Raw genomic sequence first — 15845 nt, forward strand, 5'->3', positions numbered from 1 at the left:
GTCAATCCTTTCGGTCGTGCAAGTGGTTGTGCAGGTAAAGGTCTCGCAGACATGCGATTTCAGCGCCGTGATGGATCGCCTCCCGGTTGACGTGCAGGATCAATTCACTCAGTGCGCACTGGGCGTAGGGTCCTTCAGCCGGACCGCATGGTCGGTTCAGGCCGGTGGCGGACAGCGCCCGCACACCGGTGATCCAGGTCGCGTACTCCTCGTCTAGTTGCCGCAGGGCGGTCGCGGCGTGGGTGGCGTACTGCCAATTCTGGTAGCCCGCGGGCGGACTCCCGAAGTGATGGTGGTTGCGCATGGCGAACACTCCGACGATGACGTGAGCCAGCCGCCAGGCGATGGTGGTGAACGGCGTCGGGCTGGGAGTCGGATGCACGAAATCCACCGAGCCGTCCGGATGCACGGTCCAGCAGTCCGGCACCGGCTGCCAGAAGTATTCGTCGTCGATCAGGTCGTCCAGGCGCGGGCGCAGCTGGGTGTGCCAGTGCCAGTCGAGTTGATCGGCCTGTTGAGTGGTCGGATCTGCCATGACTGCGAGCCTTGCAGCAATAGCGGACAGGATCGGTCCTCAAAGTGCGGCAGGCTTGCTGACATGTCGGCGACCGCGAGTCGGGTGCTGCAGCTGCTGGGGTTGCTGCAGTCGCGTCGGGTGTGGACTGGGCAGGAGCTGGCTCAACAGCTGTCGGTGACCGGCCGCAGTGTGCCGCGCGACGTCGAGCGCCTGCGCGAGCTTGGTTATCCGGTGGAAGCGAGCAAGGGCCCCGCCGGTGGCTACCGGCTCGGCACAGGCGCGACGTTGCCGCCGCTGCTGCTCGATCCGGATGAGGCGGTGGCGGTGGCGGTCTGTCTGCGGCACGCGATCAGCGCCGCGCCCTACCGCTACGTGGCGCGGGTGCGTTACCAGGTGCCCGCATCCGTCGTCGCGCGCCACTTCTCGCCGCAATCGATGACGGTCGAACCCGACGGCGACGAGGCCTGCGTGGTCACGGCAGGCGGCGACGATCCCCACCGGATGGTGTTGTACTTCGCGACGGTGGGTGCCGAGTTCGAGGTGCTGGAGCCGGCGGAGGTGCAGGCGGCGGCGGGTGCGGTGGGCAAACGTCTTCGTCGTGCGGGTAAGGCACCGTAAGGTGCGGTCATGCAACTGGTTTCGGCGGCATCGACCGAGCTGTTCGTAGGCCCGCCCGACCAGCCGCTGCAACTGGTACGCGTCGCTGTCGCCGGATGCGCCGAGCCGACACCGCTGCGCGTCGACGGTGACGGCCTGCGCGGGGAGGCGGTCGTGGCTTCCGGCGAAGAGGTGGTCGAGATCGCGGTCTCGGTGGACCGGCCGGTGGTGGGGGCGCGGCTGCCCGCGCGGGTGCGCGCCCCTAGGGCCGGCCTGGCTTTCGAGTTCGTTGTGGCCGAGCCGGGCTGGACCATGTACATGGTCAGCCACTTCCACTACGACCCGGTGTGGTGGAACACCCAGGGCGGCTACACCAGCCAGTGGCGTGAAGACCCGCCGGGGAGAGCCCGACAGGCCAACGGCTTCGAGCTCGTGCGCGCCCATCTGGAGCTGGCACGCCGCGATCCCGACTACAAGTTCGTGCTCGCCGAAGTCGACTACCTCAAGCCGTACTGGGACACCCACCCCGAGGACCGTGCCGACCTGCGCCGGTTCCTCGCCGAGGCCCGTGTCGAGGTGATGGGCGGCACGTATAACGAGCCCAACACCAATCTCACCGGTCCCGAGACGACAATTCGAAATCTGGTGCACGGCAGTGGGTTTCAACGTCACGTACTGGGCGCCGATCCGGCCACCGCCTGGCAGCTCGACGTGTTCGGACACGACCCGCAATTTCCCGGGATGGCCGCCGACGCGGGGCTGACGTCGAGTTCTTGGGCTCGTGGGCCACACCATCAATGGGGCCCGGCCCAAGGCGGCCCGGTCGACCGGATGCAGTTTTCCAGCGAGTTCGAGTGGATTTCGCCGTCGGGCCGCGGATTGCTCACCCACTACATGCCGGTGCATTATTCGGCGGGCTGGTGGATGGACTCGTCGACCTCGCTGGCCGAGGCCGAGGAGGCCACGTACGCGCTTTTCGACCAGCTCAAAAGCGTTGCGCTGACCCGCAATGTGCTGCTGCCGGTCGGCACCGATTACACCCCGCCGAACAAGTGGGTGACCGAGATCCACCGCGACTGGGCCGCGCGCTACACCTGGCCGCGGTTCGTGTGCGGGCTGCCGCGGGAGTTCTTCGCGGCGGTGCGCGCCGAACTCGCCGAGCGCGGTGCCGTGCCGTCGCCGCAGACCCGCGACATGAACCCGATCTACACCGGCAAGGACGTCTCGTACATCGACACCAAGCAAGCCAATCGGGCCGCCGAGAACGCGGTGTTGGACGCCGAACGATTCGCCGTGTTCGCCGCGGTGTTGACCGGCGCCCGGTATCCGCAGGCGGCGTTGGCCAAAGCCTGGGTGCAATTGGCTTATGGCGCTCACCACGACGCGATCACCGGGTCGGAATCCGACCAGGTTTACCTCGATCTGCTGACCGGCTGGCGTGACGCGTGGGAACTGGGCCGCACCGCCCGCGACAACGCGCTGACAGCGATTTCCGGCCTGGTCGATGCTGCCGAGGGCGCCGTCGTCGTGTGGAATCCGCTGACCCACCGGCGCACCGACATCGTCACGGTGCGGCTCGAAGCGCCGCAGTTCGCCGGGGTGCGCGTCCGTGACTCCGAGGGCGCCGAGGTTCCCGCACTCGTCGAGCACGACGGGCGGACGGTCACCTGGCTGGCGCGGGATGTGCCGTCGCTGGGCTGGCGGTGCTACCGACTGGACGCGACCGACGGCCCGGCCGGCTGGCAACCGGCGGCAGGTACGGCGATCGTCAACGAGCATTACCGCTTGACCGTCGATCCCGCGCGCGGCGGAGCGGTGGCCTCGCTGGTTCAGGACAGTCGTCAGCTCATCGCCGACGGCCGGGTGGGCAACGAGCTTGCCGTCTACGAGGAATACCCCGCGCACCCGACGCAGGGTGAGGGTCCGTGGCACCTGCTGCCCAAGGGGCCGGTGGTCTGCTCGTCGGAATCCCCGGCGCAGGTGCGGGCCTACCGGTGCCCGCTGGGCCAGCGACTGGTGGTGCGCGGCCGGATCGGCACGGTCTTGCGCTACACCCAAACCCTGACCCTGTGGAACGGCGTGCCCCGCGTCGACTGCCGCACCACGGTCGACGAGTTCACCGGCGAAGACCGCTTGCTGCGGCTGCGCTGGCCGTGCCCGGTTCCGGGCGCCATGCCGGTGAGCGAGGTGGGCGATGCCGTGGTCGGGCGTGGTTTCGCGCTGCTGCACAGCGCCGGTGAATCGGGGCACCGCTCGGTCGACACCGCAGACCACCCGTGGACGCTGGACAACCCGGCCTACGGCTGGTTCGGCTTGTCGTCGGCGGCGCGGGTCCGCGCCGGCAGTAACGCCGTCCGGGCGGTATCGGTCGCCGAGGTGGTGTCGCCCGGTGAGAAGATATCGGGCCCGATGGCTCGCGAGCTGATGGTCGCGCTGGTTCGCGCCGGCGTCACGGCCACCTGCAGCGGCGCCGACAAACCGCGCTACGGCAACCTCGACGTGGACTCCAACCTGCCGGATACCCGGATCGCGCTGGGCGGGCCCGACCGCAATGTGTTCACCAAGGCGGTGTTGGCCGAGGCCGACCCGGCATACACCGCCGAACTCCGGCGGCAGCTGACCGAGACCGGCCAGGCCAGGGTGTGGGTGCCGGCCGCGGCGCCGTTGCCGGCGGTCTGGGTGAACGGGGCGGACCTGCGCGCGCCGGGCGCGCTGCCGGTGCTGGTGATCGACGGCTGCGACGACGCCAACCTCGCCGCGGCGATCACCTCGGTGATCGCCGACCTAGGCGACGCCGAGATCGAGGTCAGTCAACAGGCACCGCCTGCGATGCAACCGTTCGAGGCCCGCACCGTGGCGCTGCTCAACCGCGGGGTGCCCAGCTTCGCCGTCGACACCGAGGGCACCTTGCATACCGCGCTGATGCGCTCCTGCACCGGCTGGCCGTCCGGTGTCTGGATCGACGAACCGCGCCGCACCGCGCCCGACGGCTCCAACTTCCAACTCCAGCACTGGACACACGATTTCGACTACGCCCTGGTCTGCGCAGACGGCGACTGGCGCCGGGCCGGCCTGCCCACGAGCAGCGCGCAGTTCTCGCATCCCCTCATCGCGGTGACCCCGCGAGAATCGGCGGCAACGCTGCCGTCGGCCGGCTCGCTGCTGCGGGTCGACCCCGCCGATGCGGTTCACCTGGGAGCGCTTAAAGCGGCGGGCAACCCGTTGACGGCCGGCAGCGCCCGGCGCGTCGATCCCGCGGTGGTGGCGCTGCGGCTGGTGGAGACCACCGGGGCCGCCACCCGCGTCCGGATCGGCTCCGACGTCGGTAAGGTAGCCGGATTCCGGATGGCCGACCTGCTGGAAGCCCCGCAGCAGCGCAAGCGATCAATCGACCTGCACGGCTACCAGGTCGCGACCGTGGTGGCCCGGCTCGACATCAGCGGGACCCTCGGCAACCCCGAGCTCGCGCCGCAAGCCGAAACGGCGCAGCCGCTGTATGCCCGTTACTGGCTGCACAACCGCGGCCCGGCTCCGCTGGGCGGACTGCCGGCCGTCGCCCACCTACATCCCCGGCTGGTCAACGCCGAGGCGGGAGACCAGGTGGTGTTGCGCCTCACCGCCGCCAGCGACTGCAGCGACTCCGCATTGGGCGGCACGGTGGATGTGGTGTGTCCCGGCGGCTGGTCGGTGGCGCCGGCCCGGCTGCCGTTCACCTTGGGCGCCGGTGAATACCTGGAAGCCGATGTCGTTGTGATGATCCCGGCCGACACGCCTCAGGGGCTGTATCCGGTCCGGGCCCGGCTGGCCGTCACCGACCGGGAGGCGCCGGCCGCGTGGCGGCAGGTGGTCGAGGACGTGTGCGTCGTCGCGGTCGGGACACCTCAGCAGGAGCTGGCCTACCTCCTCGACGGGCCGGCTGACGTCGACGTGGCCGCCGGCGGCTCGGCTCGCCTCACCGTCACCCTCGGCAGCCGTGCCGGAGCCGACGTGGCAGTCGAGGCCCACCTGATCAGCCCCTGGGGCACCTGGGAGTGGCTCGGTCCGGCCGTACGAGCTGCTGTCTTGCCCGCCGGCGGCACGGTCGAGCTTGCATTCGACGTAATCCCGCCGCCGTGGCTGGAACCCGGCCAGTGGTGGGCGCTGGTGCGGGTCGGCTGCGCCGGTGGGCTGGTCTACTCGCCGGCGGTGAAGGTGACGGTGACATGAGTGCCGACCCGGTCGCGACGGTCGCCGGCGTTCCCGTCCACGTCGGCGAGGTCGACGCGCGGGAAGCATGGTTACGCAACGGTCCGCGTGCGGCCGCCCTGCCGCCGAGCGACACCAGCGAGGGACGCCAGCTGCGGCGCTGGCTGACTCAACTGATCGTCACCGAGCGCGTAATCGCCGCCGAGGTAGCCGCGTGCGACCTCACCGCGGCAGCCGCTCCGACCGAGGTCGAGTTGCTGCCCGACGTGGCGGCGCGATTGGAGATCGGCAGCGTCGCCGCGGCGGTGCTGGCCGATCCGTACGCGCGGGCGCTGTTCGCCGACGTCACCGCCGCGGTCGTGGTCACCGACGACCAGGTTGCCGACTACCATCGGCGCAACCCGCTGCGGTTCGCCCCGCCGCGTCCCGGTGGTCACGGCTGGCGCATTCCCGCGGTTGCCGGTCCGCCGCTGGAGCAGGTGCGCCCGGCGATCACCGGGCATCTGCTGGCCGCCGCCCGGCGGCGCGCGTTTCGAATCTGGCTGGATGCCCGCCGGGCCGCATCGGTGCGGTTGGCCCCGGGGTATGAGCATCCCGCCGACCCGCGACAGCCCGACAACACCCACCGGCACTGATGCATACCCTCTGCCTTGACATTGGCGGCACCAAGATCGCCGTAGGCCTTGCCGACCCAGGCGGCTCCCTGGTGCACGCCGCCGAACGTCCGACCCCGGCAGCCGAAGGAGCCGAACGGATTTGGGACGTGGTCGCCGCGATGATCGCCGATGCATTGCTCGTCGCCGGTGGCGCCGTTCGTGGTGTGGGCATCGCGTCAGCCGGTCCGATCGACCGGCACAGCGGAACCGTCAGCCCGATCAACATCCCGTCGTGGCGGGGGTTTCCGGTGCGCGACCGGGTTTCGGCGGTGGTGCCCGGCGCGCCGGTGGAGCTGGGCGGCGACGGCGTGTGTATGGCGTTGGGCGAGCACTGGCTCGGCGCCGGACGGGGCGCCCGATTCCTGCTGGGGATGGTGGTGTCCACTGGTGTCGGCGGCGGATTGGTGCTCAACGGTGCTCCATATCCCGGCCGCACCGGAAACGCCGGTCACGTCGGTCACGTCGTGGTCGACCAGGACGGCGCCCGGTGTGCGTGCGGTGGCCGCGGTTGCGTGGAGACCATCGCGTCCGGCCCGTCGATGGTGCGTTGGGCCCGCGACAACGGCTGGTCCGCGCCGCGCGGCGCCGGCGCCAAGGAGCTCGCCGAGGCAGCGGTGGCCGGAAATGCGGTGGCGCTGGCCGCTTTCCGCCGGGGCGCCACCGCTCTGGCGGCGATGATCTCATCCGTCGGCGCGGTGTGCGATCTGGACCTCGTGGTCATCGGCGGGGGAGTGGCCAAATCGGGGCGCCTGCTGTTCGACCCGCTGCGCGCGGCGCTGGCCGACTATGCCCGGCTGGATTTCCTGGCCGGGCTGCGGGTGGTGCCGGCCCAGCTCGGCGGTGCGGCCGGGCTGGTCGGCGCGGCCCGGCTGGTGGGGCCCGGCTAGCCCGGGCGCCGTGACGGACCAGGTTCGGCCGTTGCACGCCAAATGTCCGTCGAGCGCGAGTCGTTGGCTTCGACTGTAGAACCTGGTCGGCGACGTCGGCGTGTCGCCGCCCGGCATGCTCATCCGGAGCCGCGGGAGCACACTCGATGCCGCCGGTGCGCCGGCTCCACGCGGTTTTGGCTGATCGAACCGGTAACGCTATTGTTGTTGCCGATCCACCGAAGACCGTCGGTCACCGAGCAATCGGTTGAAGGTCCGGGAACAGCCCGGCGGCCCACGCAGGAGGACGAGGCATCAGCGCCGGCGCGAGCGTCGGTGCATCAGTTACGCCCCGTGCCGCTTCCTGCGCCGGGGCGTTCGTCGTTCTTAGACGTTCTTTCAACGTTCTTCGACGTTCCGAGGTGGCCGCAGACGCCACGTCGCACACTTGTAGGAGGTATGCATGGCCAGGGCTGACAAGGCCACCGCCGTTGCAGACATCGCAGAGCGCTTCAAGGCCTCGACCGCGACCGTCATCACCGAATACCGGGGCTTGACGGTGGCCAACCTGGCCCAGCTGCGCCGATCGCTGGGCGAGTCGGCCACCTACGCCGTGGCCAAGAACACCCTCATCAAGCGAGCGGCCTCCGAGGCCGGTATCGACGGCCTCGATGAGCTGTTCGCGGGCCCGACGGCGATCGCGTTCGTCACCGGTGAACCGGTCGACGCGGCCAAGGCCCTCAAGACCTTCGCCAGGGAACACAAGGCGCTGGTCATCAAGGGCGGCTACATGGACGGCCACCCGTTGACCGTCGCCGAGGTGGAGCGGATCGCCGACCTGGAGTCGCGCGAGGTGCTGCTGGCCAAGCTTGCCGGCGCGATGAAGGGCAACCTCGCCAAGGCCGCCGGGCTGTTCAACGCGCCCGCCTCGCAGGTTGCTCGGTTGGCGGCGGCGCTGCAGGAGAAGCGGGCCGCGGCAGAACCTGCCGCAGACGCACCGCCCGCCACCCCTGAAACCCCGGCTCCAGAACCAGCATCAGCCGAATAACCCCACTACCCGAAACCAGGAAGGACCCACACCATGGCCAAGCTCTCGACAGACGAACTGCTTGACGCGTTCAAGGAAATGACCCTGTTGGAGCTCTCCGACTTCGTCAAGAAGTTCGAGGAGACCTTCGAGGTCACCGCGGCCGCACCGGTCGCCGTCGCCGCGGCCGGTCCTGCCGCCGGTGGCGCGCCGGCCGAGGCCGCCGAGGAGCAGTCCGAGTTCGACGTGATCCTCGAGGCCGCCGGCGAGAAGAAGATCGGCGTCATCAAGGTTGTCCGCGAGATCGTGTCCGGTCTGGGCCTCAAGGAGGCCAAGGACCTCGTCGACAGCGCGCCCAAGCCGCTGCTCGAAAAGGTTGCCAAGGAGGCCGCCGACGAGGCCAAGGCCAAGCTCGAGGCTGCCGGCGCCACCGTCACCGTCAAGTAAGTCCGCACGCCCAAGCCCCCGTTACCGAAACCGGGGGCTTGGTGCGCTCAGCCGAACGCGGAGCGCTGCGACAGCCGCACCCGCTCGGGTGCATCGCCCAGCGCCACGAGCAGGTTTGTGGTCATCGCGGCCAGCACCGGTGGGACCGTCGCGCTCTCCTCGCCGAAGAAGCCGGCCAGTTCGAGCATCACGAAGCCGTGGACCAACGCCCAGAACTGGGCGGCAGTGGAAACGACCACCTGGTCGGGGACGTCGCCGTCGCCCGTCGAACCCACGGTGATTCGTCCCGCCAGCATCGAGCGGTGCACCGCGCGCACCAGGTGCGCGAAGCTGGGGTGGTGCTGCTCGATCTCTACGACCGTCAGCGTCAGGACATCGCGGGCCGGTGCCTTGATGCCGTGTGCGCTGGTACTGCCGAACATCAGCCGATACATGTGCGGCCGCTCGATGGCATAGCGTCGATACGCCGCTCCGATGGCCAATAGATCGGCAACGGGATCAGTCGTCGGTGCCACCGCGAGCGCGGCGTCGAACTGCCGCAATCCCTCCTCGGCCACCTCGGCGATAAGTTCCCGCATTCCCCCGAAATGGGTGTAGACCGACATCGTCGAGGTCCCGGCTGCCCCGGACACCCTGCGGGTTTGCAGGGCATCGGGCCCCTGCTCGTCGAGCAGGGCGACGGCAGCATGCACCATCTCCTCGCGAACTCTGCGAATGCCGTGTTGGGCTTGGTCAGTCATTCCTCGTCATCCCTTGCCGTCGTCTCATCGCAGGCGTACGGTCCGAATAACACTGAAATAACGACGTTATAGGAGTTCGGCCGTGACGACAATGCGAACTGCCCAATCCGGGAACCCATATCTCGAAGGTCTGCTGGCGCCGGTGCGCCACGAGGTGACCGCGACCGACCTGAAGGTCACCGGCCAGATCCCGGAGCATCTCGACGGACGGTATCTGCGCAATGGGCCCAACCCCGTCGCCGAGGTCGATCCCGCTGTCTATCACTGGTTCAGCGGTGACGGGATGGTCCACGGGGTCGCCCTTCGTCAAGGGCGAGCCAGCTGGTATCGCAACCGCTGGGTGCGCAGCCTGCCGGTATGCGCGGCCCTCGGAGAGCCGGCGCCGAGCAGGCTCGATCCCCGGGCGGGCATGTTGTCCCTGGGCGCCAACACCAGCGTGCTGACCCACGCCGGACGAACCCTGGCGCTCGTCGAGGGCGGCGTCGCCAACTACGAGCTCACCGAGGACCTCGACACCGTCGGGACATGCGACTTCGACGGCACTCTGACCGGCGGCTACACCGCCCACCCGCACCGCGACCCGCGGACCGGCGAACTGCACGCCGTGTCGTACTCGTTTGCTCGCGGACGGACCGTGCAGTACTCCGTGATCGACGCCCAAGGGCGGGCCCGGCGCACCGTAGATATCGAGGTGGCCGGGTCGCCGATGATGCACGACTTCTCCTTGACCGACAAGTACGTGGTGATCTACGACCTGCCGGTCACCTTCGACGCGTCACAGGTGCTACCCGCGAAGCTGCCGCGCTGGCTGAGTTTGCCCGCGCAACTGGTAATGCAGGCGGTGATCGGTCACGTCCGGGTCCCCGGCCCGATCGCCGCGATGATGAACCGCAACCCCAAGCCGTCTGATCGGATGCCCTACGCCTGGAACGCCGACTATCCGGCCCGCATCGGAGTCATGCCCCGAGACGGTGGTAATGAGGACGTCCGGTGGTTCGACATCGAACCCTGCTACGTCTACCACCCACTCAACGCCTACACCGAAACCCGAGACGGGTCCGAGCTGCTGATACTCGACGTGGTGCGTTATGCGCGAATGTTCGACCACGACCGGCACGGCCCCGGCGACACCCGTCCGTCATTGGATCGCTGGACCATCAACCTGGCCACCGGTGCCGTCACCACCGAATGTCGCGACGACCGGCCGCAGGAGTTTCCCCGGATCAACGAGAGCTTGCTGGGCGGTCGGCATCGGTTCGGCTACACCCTCGGCGTGGACGGCGGCTACCTCACCGGCGGAACCACGGAAATGTCCACGTCGCTGTACAAGCACGACTACGATACCCGATCCTGCCAGGTCGCCCCGCTGGATGCTGCCTTGCTGATCGGCGAGATGTGCTTCGTCCCGAACCCACCGGGTGCCTCCGGGGAAAGGGCGGAGGACGACGGCATCCTCATGGGGTACGGCTACCACCGCGACCGCGACGAGGGCCAGCTGTTGTTGCTGGACGCCCAGACGTGCGAATTGATGGCCACTGTGCACCTGCCGCAGCGGGTCCCGATGGGCTTCCATGGCAACTGGGCGCCGGCGACTCCTTGAGGCGACCCGACACCGCCGGCCGGCCTCGGCGAGGATTGTTATGTATCCAACCCTGATGCCGCGCCCCAGCGGTGCGCTACAGTGACTCAAGCCACATAAAGTGGCAGGTGGCGGGCATCGTGCAAATGTTGAGCGTCGAAAGGATTTCCCATGGGCGTCGCTATCGAGGTCAACGGACTCACGAAGTCCTTCGGTTCCTCGAGGATCTGGGAGGACGTCGCGCTCACGATTCCCGCCGGCGAGGTCAGCGTGTTGCTGGGACCGTCGGGTACCGGCAAGTCCGTGTTCCTGAAATCCCTCATCGGCCTGCTTCGGCCCGAACGCGGCTCGATCGTCATCGACGGCACCGACATCATCGAGTGCTCGGCCAAGGAGCTCTACGAGATCCGGACGTTGTTCGGTGTGCTTTTCCAGGACGGTGCGCTGTTCGGGTCGATGAACCTTTTCGACAACACCGCTTTCCCGCTGCGCGAGCACACCAAGAAAAAGGAAAAAGAGATCCGTGACATCGTCATGGAGAAGCTAGCGCTGGTCGGCTTGGGCGGTGACGAGAAGAAGTTCCCCGGCGAGATCTCCGGCGGTATGCGCAAGCGTGCCGGCCTGGCCCGGGCGCTGGTTCTCGATCCGCAGATCATTCTGTGCGACGAGCCCGACTCTGGTCTGGACCCCGTCCGTACGGCGTACCTGAGCCAGCTGATCATGGACATCAATGCCCAGATTGACGCGACCATCCTCATCGTGACCCACAACATCAACATCGCCCGTACGGTGCCCGACAACATGGGCATGTTGTTCCGCAAGCACCTGGTCATGTTCGGACCCCGCGAAGTGCTGCTGACCAGCGACGAGCCGGTGGTGCGACAGTTCCTCAACGGCCGGCGCATCGGGCCGATCGGCATGTCCGAGGAGAAGGACGAGGCCACCATGGCCGAAGAGCAGGCCCTGCTCGACGCCGGTCACCAGGCGGGCGGCGTCGAGGAGATCGAGGGCGTGCCGCCGCAGATCATCGCGACGCCGGGCATGCCGGAGCGCAAAGCGGTGGCGCGGCGTCAGGCCCGAGTGCGGGCGATGCTGCACACCTTGCCGAAGAAGGCCCAGGAAGCGATCCTCGACGATCTCGAGGGCACGCACAAGTATCACGCGAGCGAGTTCGGCGGCTAGCGCTGGCGTCACTTGCGGGGGGCGGCGCCGAAGCGCCCGCACCTCGCAGGTGACGGCGGCTGTTCGGTCAATCTCATGCACGGTGACGTAACTAACAGTGGCCGTGTCCGCGGGCGGCCGGTGTGCAAGAATTCACGCTAACTTACGCTAACTTGCCGCCCGTCCCCTTGACGACGGGGCGTAAACGGGTCAATCTGTTGGGCAGCATGTGTTGTACCTGTACCAGGGCAAGTCGAAATGCCAGCCAGCGCCGCTTCCCGGGGACACATATCGGTAGCTATTTGAGGAATGCGCCGTCCTGCGCTAGTGTAGGACGTTGCGCTGGCTACCTCCTGCCCACCTCACCCGCCACTTGACATCGTGGTCTAAGCCTGAGCCCAGTTTCCGGCTCAGTTGTTTGGTTGCGTGCGTGAGATCCGGACAGTTCGTTCGCCGGCCTAACCGACACAATTATCTGCGGCGAACAGGTCCGGTGACCGCCGGCTCCAGGTAGTCGCACGAGGTGCTGGAAGGACGCATCTTGGCTGATTTCCGCCAAAGCAAAACAGACGCTAGTCCCGCTCAGAGTCGCCCGCAAAGTTCTTCAAACAGCTCCGTGCCCGGAGCGCCTAATCGGGTTTCCTTCGCCAAGCTCCGCGAACCGCTGGAGGTTCCGGGGCTGCTTGACGTGCAGACCGACTCGTTCGAGTGGCTGATCGGCTCCCAGCGCTGGCGGGACTCCGCTATCGCCCGAGGCGAGGGCGCACGTGGGATGAACCCGATCGGCGGCCTGGAAGAGGTGCTCGACGAGCTCTCGCCGATCGAGGACTTCTCCGGGTCGATGTCGCTGTCTTTCTCCGACCCCCGCTTCGACGAGGTCAAGGCACCGGTCGACGAGTGCAAAGACAAGGACATGACCTACGCGGCCCCGTTGTTCGTGACGGCCGAATTCATCAACAACAACACCGGCGAGATCAAGAGCCAGACGGTGTTCATGGGTGATTTCCCGATGATGACCGAGAAGGGCACGTTCATCATCAACGGCACCGAGCGCGTGGTGGTCAGCCAACTCGTCCGGTCGCCCGGTGTCTACTTCGACGAGACCATCGACAAGTCCACCGACAAGACGCTGCACAGCGTCAAGGTGATCCCCAGTCGGGGGGCCTGGCTGGAGTTCGACGTCGACAAGCGTGACACCGTCGGCGTGCGCATCGACCGCAAGCGCCGGCAGCCGGTCACCGTGCTGCTCAAGGCCCTCGGCTGGACCAGCGAGCGGATCACCGAGCGGTTCGGGTTCTCCGAGATCATGATGTCGACGCTGGAAAAGGACAACACCGCCGGCACCGACGAAGCGCTGCTGGACATCTACCGCAAGCTGCGCCCGGGCGAGCCGCCGACCAAGGAGTCCGCCCAGACCCTGCTGGAGAACCTGTTCTTCAAGGAAAAGCGCTACGACCTGGCCCGTGTCGGCCGATACAAGGTCAACAAGAAGCTGGGCCTGAACACCGATCATCCGATCACCACGACGACGCTGACCGAAGAAGACGTCGTGGCCACCATCGAGTATCTGGTCCGCCTGCACGAGGGCCAGGCCACGATGACCGTACCGGGCGGGGTCGAGGTGCCGGTGGAAACCGACGACATCGACCACTTCGGCAACCGCCGGTTGCGTACCGTCGGCGAGCTGATCCAGAACCAGATCAGGGTCGGCATGTCGAGGATGGAGCGGGTGGTCCGGGAACGGATGACCACTCAGGACGTCGAGGCCATCACGCCGCAGACCCTGATCAACATCCGTCCGGTGGTCGCCGCCATCAAAGAGTTCTTCGGCACCAGCCAGCTCTCCCAGTTCATGGACCAGAACAACCCGCTGTCGGGCCTGACCCACAAGCGTCGGCTTTCCGCGCTGGGGCCGGGCGGTCTGTCCCGTGAGCGTGCCGGCCTGGAGGTGCGTGACGTGCACCCGTCGCACTACGGCCGGATGTGCCCGATCGAGACCCCGGAGGGTCCCAACATCGGTCTGATCGGCTCGCTGTCGGTGTACGCACGGGTCAACCCGTTCGGCTTCATCGAGACGCCGTACCGCAAGGTGATCGACGGGCTGGTCACCGATGAGATCCACTACTTGACGGCCGACGAGGAGGACCGCCACGTCGTGGCGCAGGCCAACTCGCCGATCGACGCTCAGGGCCGGTTCGTCGAGCCGCGCGTGCTGGTGCGCCGCAAGGCCGGTGAGGTCGAGTACGTGGCCTCGTCGGAGGTGGACTACATGGACGTCTCGCCGCGCCAGATGGTGTCGGTGGCCACGGCCATGATCCCGTTCCTCGAGCACGACGACGCCAACCGGGCTCTGATGGGTGCCAACATGCAGCGCCAGGCGGTTCCGCTGGTGCGCAGCGAGGCGCCGCTGGTGGGCACCGGCATGGAGTTGCGTGCGGCCATCGACGCCGGCGACGTCGTCGTCGCCGAGAAGTCGGGGGTGATCGAGGAGGTGTCCGCCGACTACATCACCGTGATGGCCGACGACGGCACCCGGCACACCTACCGGATGCGCAAGTTCGCCCGCTCCAACCACGGCACCTGCGCCAACCAGTCTCCGATCGTGGACGCCGGAGACCGGGTGGAGGCCGGCCAGGTCATCGCCGACGGTCCGTGTACCCAGAACGGCGAGATGGCGCTGGGCAAGAACCTGCTGGTGGCGATCATGCCATGGGAGGGCCACAACTACGAGGACGCCATCATCCTGTCCAACCGGCTCGTCGAGGAGGACATCCTCACCTCGATCCACATCGAGGAGCACGAGATCGACGCCCGCGACACCAAGCTGGGCGCCGAGGAGATCACCCGGGACATCCCGAACGTCTCCGACGAGGTGCTGGCGGACCTGGATGAGCGCGGCATCGTGCGCATCGGCGCGGAGGTTCGCGACGGCGACATCCTGGTCGGCAAGGTCACCCCGAAGGGGGAGACGGAGCTGACGCCCGAGGAGCGGCTGCTGCGGGCGATCTTCGGCGAAAAGGCCCGTGAGGTCCGCGACACCTCGCTGAAGGTGCCGCACGGCGAGTCCGGCAAGGTGATCGGCATCCGGGTGTTCTCCCGCGAGGACGATGACGAGCTTCCCGCCGGCGTCAACGAGCTGGTCCGCGTCTACGTGGCCCAAAAGCGCAAGATCTCCGACGGCGACAAGCTGGCCGGCCGGCACGGCAACAAGGGCGTCATCGGCAAGATCCTGGCGCAAGAGGACATGCCGTTCCTTCCGGACGGGACCCCGGTGGACATCATCCTGAATACCCACGGTGTGCCGCGACGGATGAACATCGGCCAGATCCTGGAAACCCACCTGGGGTGGTGCGCGCACAGTGGGTGGCAGATCGCGGGTTCACCCGACTGGGCCGCCAACCTGCCCGAGGCGTTGCGCAGCGCCGAGCCGAACCAGATCGTGTCGACTCCGGTGTTCGACGGCGCCCAGGAGGCCGAACTGCAGGGGCTGTTGTCATCGACATTGCCCAACCGTGACGGCGACGTGCTGGTCGACGGCGACGGCAAGGCGGTCCTCTTCGACGGCCGTAGCGGCGAGCCGTTCCCGTACCCGGTGACCGTTGGCTACATGTACATCATGAAGCTGCACCACCTGGTGGACGACAAGATCCACGCCCGCTCCACCGGCCCGTATTCGATGATCACCCAGCAGCCGCTGGGCGGTAAGGCGCAGTTCGGTGGCCAGCGGTTCGGCGAGATGGAGTGCTGGGCCATGCAGGCCTACGGCGCGGCGTACACGCTGCAGGAGCTGTTGACCATCAAGTCCGACGACACCGTCGGCCGGGTCAAGGTCTACGAAGCGATCGTCAAGGGCGAGAACATTCCCGAGCCGGGCATCCCCGAGTCGTTCAAGGTGCTGCTCAAGGAGCTGCAGTCGCTGTGCCTCAACGTAGAGGTGCTGTCGTCCGACGGCGCGGCGATCGAGCTGCGCGAAGGCGAGGACGAGGACCTGGAGCGCGCGGCGGCGAATCTCGGAATCAACTTGTCCCGCAACGAATCCGCCTCTGTCGAGGACTTGGCCTGAACCTTCT

At 67.7% G+C, this 15845-nt stretch carries 11 protein-coding genes; 9 read left to right on the top strand and 2 right to left on the bottom strand.

From position 1 onward, the window contains the following. Position 1: 1 nt before the first annotated feature. Positions 2–535 carry a DinB family protein gene (locus tag EET03_RS03830; protein WP_075542325.1) on the bottom strand — a complete coding sequence of 178 codons (534 nt, stop codon included), beginning with the start codon at positions 533–535 and terminating at the stop codon, positions 2–4. A gap of 63 nt (positions 536–598) precedes the next feature. Between EET03_RS03830 and EET03_RS03835 the strand changes: the two genes are divergently transcribed. The 6 genes from EET03_RS03835 to rplL all read left to right on the top strand — a co-directional run bounded on the left by EET03_RS03835 (position 599) and on the right by rplL (position 8295). Further along, on the top strand, positions 599–1135 hold the full coding sequence (locus EET03_RS03835; RefSeq protein WP_075542326.1) for an HTH domain-containing protein: 537 nt from the start codon (positions 599–601) through the stop codon (positions 1133–1135). Between the two features lie 9 nt (positions 1136–1144). Then, positions 1145–5320, top strand: a complete 4176-nt coding sequence (locus tag EET03_RS03840) for a glycoside hydrolase family 38 N-terminal domain-containing protein (protein WP_075542327.1) — start codon at positions 1145–1147, stop codon at positions 5318–5320. Further along, positions 5317–5934 (top strand): DUF7158 domain-containing protein, encoded by a 618-nt coding sequence (locus tag EET03_RS03845; protein ID WP_075542345.1) that lies wholly within the window; start codon positions 5317–5319, stop codon positions 5932–5934. The genes EET03_RS03840 and EET03_RS03845 overlap by 4 nt, the downstream gene beginning before the upstream one ends. Beyond that, positions 5934–6842 (top strand): ROK family protein, encoded by a 909-nt coding sequence (locus tag EET03_RS03850; RefSeq protein WP_063469911.1) that lies wholly within the window; start codon positions 5934–5936, stop codon positions 6840–6842. The genes EET03_RS03845 and EET03_RS03850 overlap by 1 nt, the downstream gene beginning before the upstream one ends. A 442-nt stretch (positions 6843–7284) precedes the next feature. After that, positions 7285–7869 carry a 50S ribosomal protein L10 gene (rplJ, locus tag EET03_RS03855; protein WP_063469912.1) on the top strand — a complete coding sequence of 195 codons (585 nt, stop codon included), beginning with the start codon at positions 7285–7287 and terminating at the stop codon, positions 7867–7869. Positions 7870–7902: 33 nt separating this feature from the next. Further along, positions 7903–8295, top strand: a complete 393-nt coding sequence (gene rplL / locus EET03_RS03860) for a 50S ribosomal protein L7/L12 (protein ID WP_036398434.1) — start codon at positions 7903–7905, stop codon at positions 8293–8295. A gap of 47 nt (positions 8296–8342) precedes the next feature. On the opposite strand, the gene EET03_RS03865 is transcribed toward rplL, so the two are convergent. After that, the gene (locus EET03_RS03865) at positions 8343–9035 is read right to left on the bottom strand and encodes a TetR/AcrR family transcriptional regulator (protein WP_075542330.1); all 693 of its coding nucleotides are present in this window, start codon (positions 9033–9035) and stop codon (positions 8343–8345) included. Between the two features lie 82 nt (positions 9036–9117). Here EET03_RS03865 and EET03_RS03870 point away from each other — a divergent pair, with 82 nt between their 5' ends. The 3 genes from EET03_RS03870 to rpoB all read left to right on the top strand — a co-directional run bounded on the left by EET03_RS03870 (position 9118) and on the right by rpoB (position 15838). Next, positions 9118–10635 (top strand): carotenoid oxygenase family protein, encoded by a 1518-nt coding sequence (locus EET03_RS03870; protein ID WP_075542331.1) that lies wholly within the window; start codon positions 9118–9120, stop codon positions 10633–10635. 150 nt (positions 10636–10785) lie between these two features. Continuing rightward, positions 10786–11796, top strand: coding sequence for an ABC transporter ATP-binding protein (locus tag EET03_RS03875; RefSeq protein WP_063469915.1), 1011 nt, complete (start codon positions 10786–10788; stop codon positions 11794–11796). A 520-nt stretch (positions 11797–12316) separates the two neighbouring features. Beyond that, a complete protein-coding gene (gene rpoB / locus EET03_RS03880; protein WP_122508727.1) occupies positions 12317–15838 on the top strand; it encodes a DNA-directed RNA polymerase subunit beta in 3522 nt (1173 codons plus the stop codon). Positions 15839–15845: the final 7 nt, after the last annotated feature.

Source organism: Mycobacterium innocens (assembly GCF_900566055.1).
Lineage (GTDB): Bacteria > Actinomycetota > Actinomycetes > Mycobacteriales > Mycobacteriaceae > Mycobacterium > Mycobacterium innocens.

Excerpts from the sequence above, each read along its gene's own strand:
- EET03_RS03830 (WP_075542325.1), bottom strand. The coding sequence starts at position 535 with ATGGCAGATCCGACCACTCAACAGGCCGATCAACTCGACTGGCACTGG.
- EET03_RS03835 (WP_075542326.1), top strand. The coding sequence starts at position 599 with ATGTCGGCGACCGCGAGTCGGGTGCTGCAGCTGCTGGGGTTGCTGCAG.
- EET03_RS03840 (WP_075542327.1), top strand. The coding sequence starts at position 1,145 with ATGCAACTGGTTTCGGCGGCATCGACCGAGCTGTTCGTAGGCCCGCCC.
- EET03_RS03845 (WP_075542345.1), top strand. The coding sequence starts at position 5,317 with ATGAGTGCCGACCCGGTCGCGACGGTCGCCGGCGTTCCCGTCCACGTC.
- EET03_RS03850 (WP_063469911.1), top strand. The coding sequence starts at position 5,934 with ATGCATACCCTCTGCCTTGACATTGGCGGCACCAAGATCGCCGTAGGC.
- rplJ (WP_063469912.1), top strand. The coding sequence starts at position 7,285 with ATGGCCAGGGCTGACAAGGCCACCGCCGTTGCAGACATCGCAGAGCGC.
- rplL (WP_036398434.1), top strand. The coding sequence starts at position 7,903 with ATGGCCAAGCTCTCGACAGACGAACTGCTTGACGCGTTCAAGGAAATG.
- EET03_RS03865 (WP_075542330.1), bottom strand. The coding sequence starts at position 9,035 with ATGACTGACCAAGCCCAACACGGCATTCGCAGAGTTCGCGAGGAGATG.
- EET03_RS03875 (WP_063469915.1), top strand. The coding sequence starts at position 10,786 with ATGGGCGTCGCTATCGAGGTCAACGGACTCACGAAGTCCTTCGGTTCC.